The following is a 14111-nucleotide window of genomic DNA, read 5'->3' on the forward strand; positions in this document are numbered from 1 at the left end:
GTTCGGCGACAAGGGTACGGCCAATCGCCACACGCTGACGTTGACCGCCGGAAAGCGCTTTCGGTTTACGCTCCAGCAGGTGCGCAAGCTGTAACACTTCCGCCACCTGGGTGACGCGCTGGTTAATGACCTCTTTCTTCGCGCCGGCCAGCTTCAGACCGAAGGACATGTTCTCGGCCACGGAAAGATGGGGATAGAGTGCATAAGACTGGAACACCATCCCGACGCCACGTTCGGCGGGTGGGATGTCGTTCATTCGGGTATCACCGATCAGCAAGTCGCCGCTGGTGATGGTTTCAAGACCGGCAATCATACGCAGCAGAGTTGATTTACCGCAGCCTGATGGGCCGACAAATACCACGAATTCACCTTCGTGGATGTCCAGATTGATGTCTTTCGACACCACAACATCGCCCCAGGCTTTCGTTACATTACGCAGCTGTACGCTCGCCATGCCCTTCTCCCTTCGTTACAACCTGTCACCGACAGAAACATTCAAGATAAGTTCACTATGGGGTATCCATTACTTTCCTGAATCCTCCACCCCCCGGCTTTTTTATGGGGGAGGAGGCGGGAGGATGAGAGAGCAGGCTCTGCGACCGTCGCTGGCGGGGTGAGGCGAAATTCGTGAAGCGGCCTGCAAAATTCAGTGTGTTTTTATGTGCGCCAGCACTCATAACTTAAATTTATGCAACAGAGATCACACAAACGGGGGGTGGGGCGTAGGGGTTGGGAGGATGGAAAGAGGATGTCAAATAAGGAGACTGAGTCACGTTGAACCACTGAAGTCATACCACGAGACATCACCAAAAAGGATGGCAGATATGAATATCAAGACTGGCGCACGCGTTTTCGCATTGTCCGCCCTCGCAGCAATGATGATTTCCGCACCGGCGCTCGCCAAAATTGAAGAAGGCAAGCTGGTTATCTGGATTAACGGCGACAAAGGCTATAACGGCCTGGCCGAAGTGGGTAAAAAATTCGAGAAAGACACCGGTATCAAAGTCACCGTAGAGCACCCGGACAAACTGGAAGAGAAATTCCCGCAGGTTGCGGCAACGGGTGACGGTCCGGACATTATCTTCTGGGCACATGACCGCTTCGGTGGCTACGCACAGTCTGGTCTGCTGGCTGAAGTCACCCCGGACAAAGCCTTCCAGGACAAGCTGTTCCCGTTCACCTGGGACGCCGTTCGCTATAACGGCAAACTGATCGCTTACCCGGTTGCGGTAGAAGCCCTGTCTCTGATTTACAACAAAGACCTGGTACCTAACCCGCCGAAAACCTGGGAAGAGATCCCGAAACTGGATAAAGAGCTGAAAGCGAAAGGCAAGAGCGCGCTGATGTTCAACCTGCAGGAGCCGTACTTCACCTGGCCGCTGATTGCAGCCGACGGCGGCTACGCGTTCAAGTTTGAAAACGGCAAATATGACGTGAAAGACGTGGGCGTAGACAGCGCTGGCGCGAAAGCAGGCCTGACCTTCCTGGTTGACCTCATCAAGAACAAACACATGAACGCGGATACCGACTACTCCATCGCAGAAGCGGCGTTCAACAAAGGCGAAACCGCGATGACCATCAACGGTCCGTGGGCCTGGAGCAACATCGACAAGAGCAAAATCAACTACGGCGTGACGCTGCTGCCAACCTTCAAAGGCAAACCGTCTAAACCGTTCGTTGGCGTGCTGAGCGCCGGTATCAACGCCGCCAGCCCGAACAAAGAGCTGGCGAAAGAGTTCCTGGAAAACTACCTGCTGACCGATCAGGGTCTGGATGAAGTGAACAAGGACAAACCGCTGGGTGCTGTTGCGCTGAAATCCTTCCAGGATCAGCTGGCGAAAGATCCCCGTATCGCCGCCACCATGGATAACGCCCAGAAAGGCGAAATCATGCCGAACATCCCACAGATGGCCGCGTTCTGGTACGCCACTCGTACTGCCGTCATCAACGCCGCAAGCGGTCGTCAGACTGTCGATGCCGCGCTGAAAGATGCACAGGGTCGTATTACCAAGTAAGCAGAAAAACGGCGGGTGGCGCTTGCGCTTACCCGCCCTACGACTACGGCACGATCCGTAGGTCAGGTAAGCGCAGCGCCACCTGACGATAAGTTTTCACCGTTGTAGAGGAAAAACCCCATGGATGTCATTAAAAAGAAACGCTGGTGGCAAAGCGACGCGCTGAAATGGTCAGCGATCGGTCTGCTGAGTCTGCTGGTGGGTTACCTTGTTGTTTTAATGTACGTACAAGGGGAATATCTGTTTGCCATCATGACGCTGATTTTAAGCTCTGCTGGCCTGTATATTTTCGCCAACCGTAAAACCTATGCCTGGCGTTATGTCTATCCGGGCGTGGCCGGGATGGGGCTGTTTGTCCTTTTCCCGCTGATTTGTACTATCGCCATTGCGTTTACCAACTACAGCAGCACCAACCAGCTTGCGCAGGAACGCGCGCAGCAGGTCCTGATGGACCGCTCTTATCAGGCTGGCAAGACCTTTAACTTCGGCCTGTATCCTGCCGGTAAAGAGTGGAAGTTAGCGCTCACTGACGAAGCTAGCGGCAAATACTATGTCTCCGACGCCTTCACGTTCGGCGGCGAACAGAAGCTGGCCTTAAAAGAGGCTGCCGCCCTGCCGGAAGGTGAACGTGCCAACCTGCGCGTCATTACCCAGAACCGTCAGGCGCTGACCCAGCTCACTGCCGTGTTGCCAGACGAAAGCAAAGTGACGATGAGCTCGCTGCGCCAGTTCTCCGGCACACAGCCGCTCTATACCCTGGCGGATGACGGCACACTGACCAACAACCAGAGCGGCGTGAAATATCGTCCGAACAACGACATTGGTTTCTATCAGTCCATTACCGCCGACGGCAAATGGGGTGATGACAAACTCAGCCCGGGCTATACGGTCACCATCGGCTGGGACAACTTTACCCGCGTGTTCACCGACGAAGGTATTCAGAAACCGTTCTTCGCCATCTTTGTCTGGACAGTCGTCTTCTCGGTGCTGACCGTGCTGCTGACCGTGGCCGTGGGCATGGTGCTGGCCTGCCTGGTTCAGTGGGAGTCCCTGAAAGGGAAAGCGATTTACCGCGTGCTGTTGATCCTGCCCTATGCCGTACCGTCGTTCATCTCGATTCTGATTTTCAAAGGGCTGTTTAACCAGAGCTTCGGTGAAATCAACATGATGCTGAGCGCGCTCTTTGGCATCAAACCGGCCTGGTTCAGCGACCCGACCACCGCCCGCGCGATGATTATCATTGTGAACACCTGGCTGGGCTATCCGTACATGATGATCCTGTGCATGGGTCTGCTGAAGGCCATCCCGGACGACCTGTATGAAGCCTCAGCGATGGATGGCGCAGGCCCGTTCCAGAACTTCTTTAAGATTACGCTGCCGCTGCTCATTAAACCGCTGACGCCGCTGATGATCGCCAGCTTCGCCTTTAACTTTAACAACTTCGTGCTGATTCAGTTGTTGACCAACGGTGGTCCGGACCGTCTTGGCACCACCACGCCGGCAGGCTATACCGACCTGCTCGTGAGCTACACCTACCGTATCGCTTTCGAAGGCGGCGGCGGACAGGACTTCGGTCTGGCGGCAGCGATTGCCACCCTGATCTTCCTGCTGGTTGGCGCACTGGCGATTGTGAATCTGAAAGCCACACGTATGAAATTTGACTAAGGAGGGCAACGATCATGGCTATGGTACAACCCAAATCTCAAAAACTGCGCCTCCTCGTGACGCACTTAGGTCTGCTGATTTTTATCGCGGCGATCATGTTCCCGCTGCTGATGGTTATCGCCATCTCCCTGCGTTCGGGTAACTTCGCCACCGGGAGCCTGATCCCGGACGAAATCTCCTGGGAGCACTGGAAGCTCGCGTTGGGCTTCAGTGTGGAACACGCGGATGGCCGCGTCACGCCGCCGCCGTTCCCGGTCCTGCTGTGGCTGTGGAACTCGGTGAAAATCGCAGGTATTACCGCGGTTGGTATCGTGGCGCCTTCCACCACCTGCGCTTATGCCTTCGCCCGTATGCGTTTCCCGGGCAAAGCGACGCTGCTGAAAGGGATGCTGATTTTCCAGATGTTCCCGGCCGTGCTCTCCCTGGTGGCGCTGTATGCCCTGTTTGACCGCCTGGGCCAGTATGTGCCGTTTATCGGTCTCAACACCCACGGCGGCGTAATCTTCGCTTATCTGGGCGGTATCGCACTGCATGTGTGGACCATTAAAGGCTATTTCGAAACCATCGACGGTTCGCTGGAAGAAGCAGCCGCGCTGGATGGGGCAACCCCATGGCAGGCGTTCCGTCTGGTGCTGCTGCCGCTCTCGGTGCCAATCCTGGCGGTGGTGTTTATCCTGTCGTTTATCGCCGCCATCACCGAAGTGCCTGTCGCGTCGCTGTTGCTGCGCGATGTCAACAGCTACACCCTGGCCGTAGGGATGCAGCAATACCTCAACCCGCAAAACTACCTGTGGGGTGACTTTGCCGCAGCGGCCGTACTCTCTGCCATCCCGATTACCGTGGTGTTCCTGCTGGCGCAGCGCTGGCTGGTCAACGGCCTGACGGCGGGCGGTGTGAAAGGTTAAGTTTCATTTTGTTATGCCACTGCAACCCTCAACTTTAGACGTATTGTATTGACCCAACTTGTGACTGTTGTTAGGCGCTCTTCGGAGCGCCATTTTTTTATTCTCGCTTCAGCCGCTTTGAATTACACAGCCAGAGGGTGATCACCAGCAGCAGGATCGCCGCCGAGTAGATCAGCACATCGAGGGGAGATTTATGATCGACGATGATCAGCCGCACTATCGCGGTGATCCCAATGTAGACAAAATAGCGTAGCGGGAAGTGAAAGCCTGACTGAAAATACTTCACAATCAGGGCGATAAATTCAAAGTAGAGAAAGTAGACCACCAGTCCTTCCACCAGCGCATATTTGCTGGTTTGCTCGGGGGCGAACAGCACATCCGCCAGATGCACCGTCTCTTTACCCAAAAAGACGACCAGTATCAGGCCAAGGCTCAGCAGACCGAGGTTCAGCACGGTCTGGAGGATAGTTGAGATAAACTCAACGCGCGGGCGAGTCAGGGATGTCATACAGCACCTCATTCTCCAGGGCGAGGTTCCTGTATAACGCAAAAATGTGACGTGGATCTATATTTTTTAATTATGTTTTATGTACGGAGGTAAACGATGGAGCGCAAACCCACCGGGGTTCGTAACGTCACCTGTGGCGAAAATGTCACCGTGTACGAACCGGCCAATCTTTATGACTGCGTGCTCGGTAACGGGGTATTCGTCGGCCCGTTTGTTGAAATTCAGGGCCATACGCGAATTGGCGACGACAGCAAGATCCAGTCGCACACCTTCATCTGTGAGTACGTCACTGTCGGCGAACGCTGTTTTATCGGCCATGGTGTGATGTTTGCCAACGACCTGTTTCGCGAAGGCAAACCCAATGCTGACCGGAACAGCTGGGGGCGAATTACCGTAGGGAATGATGTATCGATAGGCAGCGGTGCCACCATCCTGGCGGTCGCCATCTGCGATGGCGCGGTGATTGGCGCAGGCAGCGTGGTAACCAAATCCATCACCAAGAAAGGCATTTATGCCGGGAATCCGGCGAGGCTTCTGCGCCGCCTGTAGGTCGCCCGGTGGCGCTGGCGCTTACCGGGCCTACGAAACCGTAGGCCGGGCAAACGCAGTGCCGCCCGGCAATCAGGCATCAGCGGAAGTTAATGTTCTTATCGCTGGTCATGTCGTACAGCTGGAACTTACGACCCAGCTGCTGACCGCCGTCACGCGTCAGCGGCGTCCAGCCAATGGCCGCGCGGCTGCGGGTTGGGCCTGACGAGAAGAGATCCAGCGGAATCGACACATACACCCCTTTGGTGAAGTCCCCTTCCCCGTATTCGTCCGGCGAGACGTTGGTGATGGTGGCGTAACCGCCCACGACCACGCCGCTGTCGAAGTGTTTAGAGATATCCAGCGTGCCGCCCTTATCGCCCGCCAGGTACTGACCGACGCTGGCTTTTACCAGCACATCAGGCGCAAACGACGGCGTCCAGTAGGCGGTCAGATGCCCCGTTTTGACGCTGTAATCGGTGAACTTCATCATGTCCTGCGCGCTGCGCCAGTCACGCTGCTTGACGTAGTTGGCATCAATACCAAACGCCCAGTTGCTGTCCACCGGACGATACAGCACTTCCGCCCCCGCACCGCCGTACATGGTTTCCAGGTACCCCCCGTAAACCTGGCCGTAGAAGCCGTTGCCAAAGTACTGGAAGTAGTTGGCCTGCAGGTTGTTCACGTAGGCATCGTTTTGCACATATTCACGCACGCGGGTACGCACGCGCGGCAGCGTCGAGTCTTTTGGCGGGTTGGTGTAGTTGAACTTGTCGTAGTTGTTGGCGATGTTGCCAAACAGGCTGCCGGTGGTCAGCAGGTGGTCGGTGAGCCACAGATCCGCCGTCGCCATGACCCCGAGCTGATACATGTAGAAGTTTTCCGGCCCGCCGACGGACTGGTTCAGCACCGGATCGATATGGAAATCAAAGCGCGATTTATCGATATACCAGCCCTGTTCGGTAGTGTCCGGCACGATCGGCTCAACGCGTTTTTGCACCAGTTCGGTTTCATGCCCCAGCGGTTCACCTTCCAGATGGCGCTTGAGGCTGGCGACGTCCGTTTCCGTTGTCACTTGCGGCAGGTTGAGACGGTTCTCCGTCACGCGGATCGTACGGATCCCGTCCGGCAGATCGTTCATGATGATCCGGTTGGCGCGCTCGATCCCTTCCCGCGAGTCGCGATATTTCACCTGCTCACCGGTGACGTACAGCGTATCCCCTTTGACCTGAATTTTCGGATCGGCGAGGCCTGCGTTGTATTTCAGCAACGTCAGCTGGTTTGCCACCACGGAGTGCTGCAGGATCGCATCCTGCGGCTCCGGCTGGTATGCAGGCCGCGCGTTGTCATTGTAGTGCGGGCGCATGTCGTTAAAGTTGGTGCGCAGCGTGAAGCCAAACATCACCGTATTGCCACGCTCGTAGCTGAGGTTAACGTCAGCCCAGTCAGTGACGCGATAAATGGCGCCGACGTTAAACTTGCTCTTCTGCTCAATCTTCCCGGCGAAATCCTGCGAGTAGTTATTACCTTCGTACTCCAGCTTCAGGCGCAGCGGCTGCCAGGGGGTCTGATATTCCACACCGCCAAACAGCGATGCCGGGCCGTGGAACATCTGGTCGCCATTGATGGATCCCGCTTTCTGATAGCTGTTATCGCGGTAACAGTATTTATCGCTGTAGGAACAGAACGGGTTGGTCACGTTACCGCTGGTGCCCAGATAGCCCCATCCCAGGCCGAGCGAGAAGTCGAACGGTCCCCAGGCTTTGCTGGCGACGACGTATTCCGCATCAAACAGACCGGTACCGCCGATATCACGCGCGCCAACGGAGACCTGCGGCATCCAGTAGCTCTCTTCCCACAGACGCAGTTTGACGTCGAAGGCTTTATCTTTGTAGGTCTGATCGTCAGAGAAGGACTCAACGCTGCTGTATTTTTTGGTGCGCACGTCGGTGTAGCGCAGCGTGGTTTCAAGCCACGGGAACAGCTGCACAGACGCCGAGTAGTAGCGATACTGGTCGTTATCGCGGTAGTTAAGGCTCAACTCACCTTCACGCGCCATTCGCGCGGTGGGAGTCTGCATTAAACCGACGCCACCGAAGTCTGACTGAGACGGGCCAATGGGTGCCGGATACGTTTCTGCGTGGCAAGCGGCGCTCACGCAAAGCGCCAGCATGCTGTAGAGATAGGTTCTTTTCATTATTCCGGTATCCGCTGAATCAGGGAGTGAAGGATATCGGCGTTAAGCCCGTCATAGGCCTTCGTCCAGAAATGGTCGGCAAAACCGACAAAAATCACGCTGCCAGGCGCAGGTTCGATATGGCGCTTGTTCCAGTAAGCAACCGGGGCTTTTTGTGTGTGCCCGTCCGGGTAAACCACCCAGGCGTAGCTGTTGTCCGCTCCGCTCAGCAGGCTTTGCTCGTCAAGATAGCTCGCCACATCGCGACCCGGCGTAAAAGGCTTGTGACCCGGGCTGCTGATCAGTCCGAAGACGGTAATGGTGGCAGGCTGTGCCGGTAGCCAGAGCGTGTAATCGCCTTCCAGCGCCGGGTTACCGTTCTCCGACACCCGCACGTCATCCGGATCGAGATTGACCTGCAGCCGTCCTGTTATTTTCAGAGCCTGAAGCTGCTGGCGAACGCTGTTAATCGCCGCCGCGTCATCACCGTCTTCCTGCTCCGCTAACCCCGTCAGCCTGGCGAGAAGCGCCTTGTGCTGTTGTTCTGCTTCAGCAGTCTTCTGGCGTTCAGCGATGACCGCGCCTGGCCACCAGCTGTTTGCCAGACGTGGCTGGCCGACGAGATCGATAAGATGACCGGCATTGGTCAATGTTTTAGGCTGCGTGCTCTCCGGGGTATAGACCTTCACCGTCCCGGCAGACCATGCGAGCGGTGTGGCAAAGCTTGCGATCAGCGCAACGCGAATAAGTGTTTTCATGATTTCGCGGCCTTGATCAGCGTGGTTTTGACCGGGAAGAATCCGGCGCCGAGATACTGCAGGGACTGGCGGATCTGCCCGTCATCGTCGATCCAGAAACGGTTATGCCAGGTGGCCTGATCGGTGACGACCTCTTCATCCAGCACGCGGACACGGGTTTCATCGCTGCCCACGCTGACGCTGTCCGTGCCGTTCCAGCGGAAGGTTGAACGTGCCGTGGCGTAACGCACCTGCTTATGTTCGGTCCAGCCCATCGTACGCGTCCAGCTTGCGCCGTCGGTAATCTGGTTCGGTTTGATCAGCGGGTCGGCCGCGAGGTTATTCACCTCAAGCAGGTTATCGCCGCCCAACAGGGTTTTTACGATACGACCGTGCTGCGTCACGATGGTGGCCTGATCCTGCGTCACCCATTTCTGCTGCCCGTTTTCATCGAAAGCGAGCACCACAAACAGTTGCGGGCCATCGTTAAGCTGCATGTACTGGCTGGCATACGGCATGTTTTGCAGTTCGTCATCGGTCAGATGCACGCCCGGTGTGCCGAACATGCTCTCCCACAGTGAATTTCCCAGCCCTTTGGTGGTGGCCGAGCACGCCTGCAACAGCAGGCAAATCAGGATGATCCCAGGTCGCTTCACGACTCTTCTCCGCATTATTGCCGGGTGGCGCTACTCGTACCCGGCCTACAGGTCCCGAAGGCTACTGAAAAGCCAGAATAACCACACCGAAGTGTGGTTATGATTAAAACACCCGCTATTACTGGGTGCTGGTTGTCGTGGTGGTCGTGGTTCCGGTATTGGAGCCATCACCGCCACCGGTTGCCGCCAGCGCGACACCCACGGCTGAACTTACGGTGCTGGCGCTGGCCGCGGTAGAACTTCCCGCAGACGCAGACGTCGCAGCCGAACCTGCCGCTTCCCCGACCTGAACCGGAGCTGCATAAACAGATGTCGCCGCAAGCGCAGATATGGCAAAAATGCCATACAGTACTTTCTTCATAAGAATTTCCCTTCATTGAATGAATGGAGATTTGCCCAAAAAGAATTTCAGGCGGATTCGAGTATACACAACTCCCGCCGCGGGTTTGCCGTCCGGGGAAATAGGAAAGGGGTTTTCAGACTAATGGATAAAATTGAAAGATAAGGGCAATTAACCAAATATATAAAACATATAAATCAATGAGATAGAATTAAAAAGCGACTATGGCGTTATCCGTATATTCCTAAAGTAAACCTCAGTCATTAACGGGTTAACGGCTTTTTTCAGATTAAACTCAGTACAGGAATTTGAGCTAAATAACAGACATCAGGAATTATCTGATAAAAAAATGCCGGCATATCGCCGGCACATTTTCATGACAATTTAATTACGCACGCCATGCTTTATAACGGTTAATCAAGCCATTGGTCGAGCTGTCGTGGCTGGTGATCGCGTTATCGTCACCCAACTCTGGCAGGATACGGTTTGCCAGCTGTTTGCCCAGCTCAACGCCCCACTGGTCAAAGGTGAAGATGTTCAGGATCGCGCCCTGAGTAAAGATTTTGTGCTCATACAGGGCAATCAGCGCACCCAGGCTGAACGGCGTGATTTCGCGCAGCAGGATGGAGTTGGTTGGACGGTTGCCTTCGAACACTTTGAACGGGACAACGTGGTCCAGCGTGGCCGGATCTTTACCCTGGTCGCGGTATTCCTGCTCTACCACCTCGCGGGATTTACCAAACGCCAGCGCTTCGGTCTGGGCGAAGAAGTTCGACAGCAGCTTCGGATGATGGTCGGACAGCGGGTTATGGGTGATAGCCGGGGCGATGAAATCGCACGGTACCATTTTGGTGCCCTGGTGAATCAGCTGGTAGAAGGCATGCTGGCCGTTAGTACCCGGCTCGCCCCAGATGATTGGCCCGGTCTGGTAATCCACCGCGTTGCCGTTACGGTCAACATATTTACCGTTGGATTCCATGTTGCCCTGCTGGAAGTAAGCAGCAAAGCGGTGCATGTACTGGTCATACGGCAGGATCGCTTCGGTTTCGGCACCGAAGAAGTTGTTGTACCAGATACCGATCAGCGCCAGCAGCACCGGCAGGTTTTTCTCAGGTGCGGTGGTGGAGAAGTGTTTATCCATCGCGTGCGCGCCGGAGAGCAGCTCAACGAAATTGTCGAAGCCCACGGACAGAATGATGGACAGACCGATCGCGGACCACAGAGAGTAACGGCCGCCGACCCAGTCCCAGAACTCAAACATATTCGCGGTATCGATACCGAACTCGCTGACCGCTTTACCGTTGGTGGACAGCGCCGCGAAGTGTTTCGCCACGTGCTTGTTGTCGCCCGCGGTTTTCAGGAACCAGTCGCGTGCGCTGTGGGCGTTGGTCATGGTTTCCTGGGTGGTGAAGGTTTTAGACGCGACCAGGAACAGGGTGGTTTCCGGGTTCACGTTTTTCAGCACTTCGGCGATGTGGGTACCATCAACGTTCGAGACAAAGTGCATGTTGAGGTGGTTTTTGTACGGGCGCAGCGCTTCGGTCACCATGAACGGACCGAGGTCAGAACCGCCGATACCGATGTTAACCACGTCGGTGATCGGTTTGCCGGTGTAACCTTTCCAGCTTCCGGAGATGATCGCTTCGGAGAAGGCTTTCATCTTTTCCAGCACCGCGTTCACTTCCGGCATCACGTCTTTGCCGTCGACGATGATTGGGGTATTGCTACGGTTACGCAGGGCCACATGCAGCACGGCACGGTCTTCGGTGCGGTTGATCTTCTCACCAGAGAACATGGATTTGATGGCGTCGGCCAGTTCAGTCTCTTTCGCCAGATCCTGCAGTTTTGCCAGCGTCTCTTCGGTGATACGGTTTTTGGAGAAATCCACCAGCATCAGGTCATCGAAAGTCGCGGAGAACTTACTGAAACGATCGGCATCTTTCGCGAACAGATCCGCGATGGTGACGTCTTTCATTTCATCAAAATGTTTCTGGAGTGCCTGCCAGGCAGCGGTCTGCGTTGGGTTGATGTTTTTCATTAGCAATACTCTTCTGATTTGAGAATTGTGACTGCGGTCGATTGTAGCGCCTGCAAATAAAAATTGTGATGGTTTTTATGCCATTGCCCTGGCCTGCATCAAACACAGGTGAAAAGACCCGAAAAGTATAGCTGCTGAATTGCCCTTCTGCGGCGGCGAAATGTCGGTCAAAAAGCCCTAAAACGGAGCATAAAATCTGGCCCTGTTATAAGTCCTGTTTCTCAGGGGTACCCCCCCATAAAAAATCCGCATAATCCCAGCATTGACAGGACCTCCCCCACATTTTATTTATAGGGCCGTATTTTGCGCCTGCACCTGTTTTCGTTTCATTCTTGTGCCATGGTCGCTTATTCATTCCCTGACACGAGGTTGTTATGACGAGTTTTGTGGTCGCCAAATTTGGCGGCACCAGTGTGGCCGATTACGATGCCATGAACCGCAGCGCCGATGTGGTGCTGGCCGATCCGAATACCCGCCTGGTGGTGCTTTCCGCCTCTGCCGGCGTGACGAACCTGCTGGTTTCTCTGTCTGAAGGACTGGAAGCGACAGAACGTTTCGTGAAGCTGGATGCACTGCGCAAAATTCAGTTCGACATCCTTGAGCGTCTGCAGAACCCGAACGTCATCCGCGAGGAAGTGGAACGTCTGCTGGAAAATATCACCACGCTGGCCGAAGCGGCCTCTCTGGCAACCTCCACTGCCCTGACAGACGAGCTGGTCAGCCACGGTGAACTGATGTCCACCCTGCTGTTCGTGGAAATCATGCGCGAACGTAATATTCCGGCGCAGTGGTTTGACGTGCGCAAAGTGATGCGTACCAGCGATCGCTTTGGCCGCGCCGAGCCGGACGTAGAAGCGCTGGCCGAGCTGACCACTCAGCAACTGGCCCCACGCCTGGCCGATGGCATTGTGATCACCCAGGGCTTTATCGGCAGTGAAGCAAAAGGGCGCACAACAACGCTTGGCCGTGGCGGCAGCGACTATACCGCCGCGCTGCTGGGCGAAGCCCTGCATGCCACCCGCGTCGATATCTGGACTGACGTTCCGGGCATTTACACCACCGACCCGCGCGTCGTTTCTGCGGCCAAACGTATTGATGTCATCGCTTTTGAAGAGGCGGCGGAAATGGCCACCTTCGGCGCGAAAGTGCTGCACCCTGCCACGCTGCTGCCGGCCGTGCGCAGCGATATTCCGGTGTTCGTCGGCTCCAGTAAAGATCCGAAAGCGGGCGGTACGCTGGTCTGCAAGAAAACGGAAAACCCACCGCTGTTCCGCGCGCTGGCCCTGCGCCGTCGCCAGACGCTGGTGACGCTCCACAGCCATAATATGCTGCACTCCCGCGGTTTCCTGGCGGAAGTGTTTGGCATTCTGGCGCGCCATAATATCTCCGTGGATCTGATCACCACTTCTGAAGTGAGCATTGCGCTGACGCTGGACACCACCGGCTCTACCTCCACCGGTGACACCCTGCTGACACAGTCGCTGCTGATTGAGCTGTCTGAGCTGTGCCGCGTGGAAGTGGAAGAAGACCTGGCGCTGGTAGCCATCATCGGCAACAAACTGTCCCGCGCCTGCGGCGTAGGCAAAGAAGTGTTCGGCGTGCTCGACCCGTTCAATATCCGTATGATTTGCTACGGCGCGTCCAGCTATAACCTCTGCTTCCTGGTGCCTGCCGATCAGGCCGAGCAGGTGGTGCAGAAACTTCATCAGAATTTGTTTGAATGACGTTGGTGAGCGGGTAAAAAAATCGCAATAAGCCGGGTGCAGACCCGGCTTTTTATTACTCGGCAACAAAAGCGAATATTATTCACCATTGCCAGGCTGTTTGCGCGATGGGTACAGCGGCAATTAGCTTGCTGGCGATATTTTACCAGGTATTGATATATACACCTCGGTAAAATATAAAAATGGTTATGAATTATGCTTACATAGGGATAGCATCCGTCACAATATGCATACTGACTTCCCTGGTTTCATATCGACATTGATACACAGGGAACGGGTCAACAGTATTAAGGGTGGTGAAAGGTTCATGAACCCAAACATCGTAGGGACGTGTTGGATCATCAGCTTTTGCAGCAGCTTGAGCAGCCTCATAATACTTACCGTCCGATAGGTCCTTAAAGACGAATTTATATATTGGCGTTCTTGCTACAAGCCCATTAGATTCAACACGACGATCGTCATCTGTCGCCCACCCCCCATTAAGGCGAACATACTTATTATCAATGGTATCACCACTATTTGCCTTGTAGAGGCGATAAACAATTTCTAATGGAATTTCTTTCATATTAAATCCTTATTATATAAGGTAGGGACGATAGCGAGGATAATTATTTCTCAATAGAATCCAGACTATCCAGTTAGATTTGACGCTGTTGCAAATACATACACCACGATATCTATATCATGCGACAGGAATACAAGACAAGCTAATTTTAATCGTTTTTTATTAAATCGATCTAGTAACGCTATCAATTCATATCGAAAAACAATAAATATAAATACGACATAAATAATAAAAATATGTAGTGCATTCTATTG

General features: G+C 54.7%; 13 protein-coding genes. 5 read left to right on the forward strand and 8 right to left on the reverse strand.

Annotation, left to right across the window (positions count from 1 at the left end; translation table 11 throughout):
* Positions 1-454, reverse strand: a 454-nt coding sequence (locus LDK53_RS07150) for an ATP-binding cassette domain-containing protein (protein WP_225285202.1), incomplete at its 3' end; no start/stop codon positions are given.
* A 370-nt stretch (positions 455-824) separates the two neighbouring features.
* Here LDK53_RS07150 and malE point away from each other — a divergent pair.
* From malE to malG, 3 genes are all read left to right on the forward strand, one after another.
* A complete protein-coding gene (malE, locus tag LDK53_RS07155) occupies positions 825-2015 on the forward strand; it encodes a maltose/maltodextrin ABC transporter substrate-binding protein MalE (protein WP_059386340.1) in 1191 nt (396 codons plus the stop codon).
* Positions 2016-2135: 120 nt separating this feature from the next.
* Positions 2136-3680, forward strand: a complete 1545-nt coding sequence (malF, locus tag LDK53_RS07160; protein WP_225285204.1) for a maltose ABC transporter permease MalF — start codon at positions 2136-2138, stop codon at positions 3678-3680.
* Between the two features lie 14 nt (positions 3681-3694).
* Positions 3695-4585 (forward strand): maltose ABC transporter permease MalG, encoded by an 891-nt coding sequence (gene malG / locus LDK53_RS07165; protein WP_225285206.1) that lies wholly within the window; start codon positions 3695-3697, stop codon positions 4583-4585.
* A gap of 97 nt (positions 4586-4682) precedes the next feature.
* Here the strand turns inward: malG and psiE are convergent, their stop codons facing one another.
* Positions 4683-5093, reverse strand: coding sequence for a phosphate-starvation-inducible protein PsiE (gene psiE, locus LDK53_RS07170; protein ID WP_000202963.1), 411 nt, complete (start codon positions 5091-5093; stop codon positions 4683-4685).
* A gap of 96 nt (positions 5094-5189) precedes the next feature.
* On the opposite strand from psiE, the gene LDK53_RS07175 reads away from it, so the two are divergent.
* On the forward strand, positions 5190-5642 hold the full coding sequence (locus LDK53_RS07175) for an acyltransferase (protein ID WP_225285207.1): 453 nt from the start codon (positions 5190-5192) through the stop codon (positions 5640-5642).
* 79 nt (positions 5643-5721) lie between these two features.
* Here the strand turns inward: LDK53_RS07175 and LDK53_RS07180 are convergent, their stop codons facing one another.
* The 5 genes from LDK53_RS07180 to pgi all read right to left on the reverse strand — a co-directional run bounded on the left by LDK53_RS07180 (position 5722) and on the right by pgi (position 11568).
* Positions 5722-7818 (reverse strand): YjbH domain-containing protein, encoded by a 2097-nt coding sequence (locus LDK53_RS07180; protein WP_225285209.1) that lies wholly within the window; start codon positions 7816-7818, stop codon positions 5722-5724.
* Complete coding sequence (locus LDK53_RS07185) at positions 7818-8555, reverse strand: capsule biosynthesis GfcC D2 domain-containing protein (RefSeq protein WP_094919311.1); 738 nt, start codon at positions 8553-8555, stop codon at positions 7818-7820. Before LDK53_RS07185 ends, LDK53_RS07180 begins: the two co-directional genes overlap by 1 nt.
* Positions 8552-9190, reverse strand: a complete 639-nt coding sequence (locus LDK53_RS07190) for a YjbF family lipoprotein (protein ID WP_025758995.1) — start codon at positions 9188-9190, stop codon at positions 8552-8554. Before LDK53_RS07190 ends, LDK53_RS07185 begins: the two co-directional genes overlap by 4 nt.
* 118 nt (positions 9191-9308) lie before the next feature.
* Positions 9309-9551, reverse strand: coding sequence for an exopolysaccharide production protein YjbE (yjbE, locus tag LDK53_RS07195; RefSeq protein WP_008503423.1), 243 nt, complete (start codon positions 9549-9551; stop codon positions 9309-9311).
* 367 nt (positions 9552-9918) lie between these two features.
* Positions 9919-11568: a glucose-6-phosphate isomerase gene (gene pgi, locus LDK53_RS07200; RefSeq protein WP_025758997.1), complete on the reverse strand. Its 1650-nt coding sequence runs from the start codon at positions 11566-11568 to the stop codon at positions 9919-9921.
* Positions 11569-11942: 374 nt separating this feature from the next.
* Here pgi and lysC point away from each other — a divergent pair, with 374 nt between their 5' ends.
* Complete coding sequence (gene lysC, locus LDK53_RS07205) at positions 11943-13292, forward strand: lysine-sensitive aspartokinase 3 (RefSeq protein WP_045286172.1); 1350 nt, start codon at positions 11943-11945, stop codon at positions 13290-13292.
* Positions 13293-13491: 199 nt separating this feature from the next.
* Here lysC and LDK53_RS07210 read toward each other — a convergent pair whose 3' ends face one another.
* A complete protein-coding gene (locus LDK53_RS07210) occupies positions 13492-13857 on the reverse strand; it encodes a hypothetical protein (protein WP_225285212.1) in 366 nt (121 codons plus the stop codon).
* Positions 13858-14111 lie beyond the last annotated feature (254 nt).

Origin of the sequence: Enterobacter sp. K16B, assembly GCF_020216105.1 — a bacterium.
GTDB classification, from domain to species: Bacteria; Pseudomonadota; Gammaproteobacteria; order Enterobacterales; family Enterobacteriaceae; genus Enterobacter; species Enterobacter sichuanensis.

Bases quoted from the DNA above. Each gene is read 5' to 3' on its own strand.
- malE (WP_059386340.1), top strand. From the start codon at position 825: ATGAATATCAAGACTGGCGCACGCGTTTTCGCATTGTCCGCCCTCGCA.
- malF (WP_225285204.1), top strand. From the start codon at position 2,136: ATGGATGTCATTAAAAAGAAACGCTGGTGGCAAAGCGACGCGCTGAAA.
- malG (WP_225285206.1), top strand. From the start codon at position 3,695: ATGGCTATGGTACAACCCAAATCTCAAAAACTGCGCCTCCTCGTGACG.
- psiE (WP_000202963.1), bottom strand. From the start codon at position 5,093: ATGACATCCCTGACTCGCCCGCGCGTTGAGTTTATCTCAACTATCCTC.
- LDK53_RS07175 (WP_225285207.1), top strand. From the start codon at position 5,190: ATGGAGCGCAAACCCACCGGGGTTCGTAACGTCACCTGTGGCGAAAAT.
- LDK53_RS07180 (WP_225285209.1), bottom strand. From the start codon at position 7,818: ATGAAAAGAACCTATCTCTACAGCATGCTGGCGCTTTGCGTGAGCGCC.
- LDK53_RS07185 (WP_094919311.1), bottom strand. From the start codon at position 8,555: ATGAAAACACTTATTCGCGTTGCGCTGATCGCAAGCTTTGCCACACCG.
- yjbE (WP_008503423.1), bottom strand. From the start codon at position 9,551: ATGAAGAAAGTACTGTATGGCATTTTTGCCATATCTGCGCTTGCGGCG.
- pgi (WP_025758997.1), bottom strand. From the start codon at position 11,568: ATGAAAAACATCAACCCAACGCAGACCGCTGCCTGGCAGGCACTCCAG.
- lysC (WP_045286172.1), top strand. From the start codon at position 11,943: ATGACGAGTTTTGTGGTCGCCAAATTTGGCGGCACCAGTGTGGCCGAT.
- LDK53_RS07210 (WP_225285212.1), bottom strand. From the start codon at position 13,857: ATGAAAGAAATTCCATTAGAAATTGTTTATCGCCTCTACAAGGCAAAT.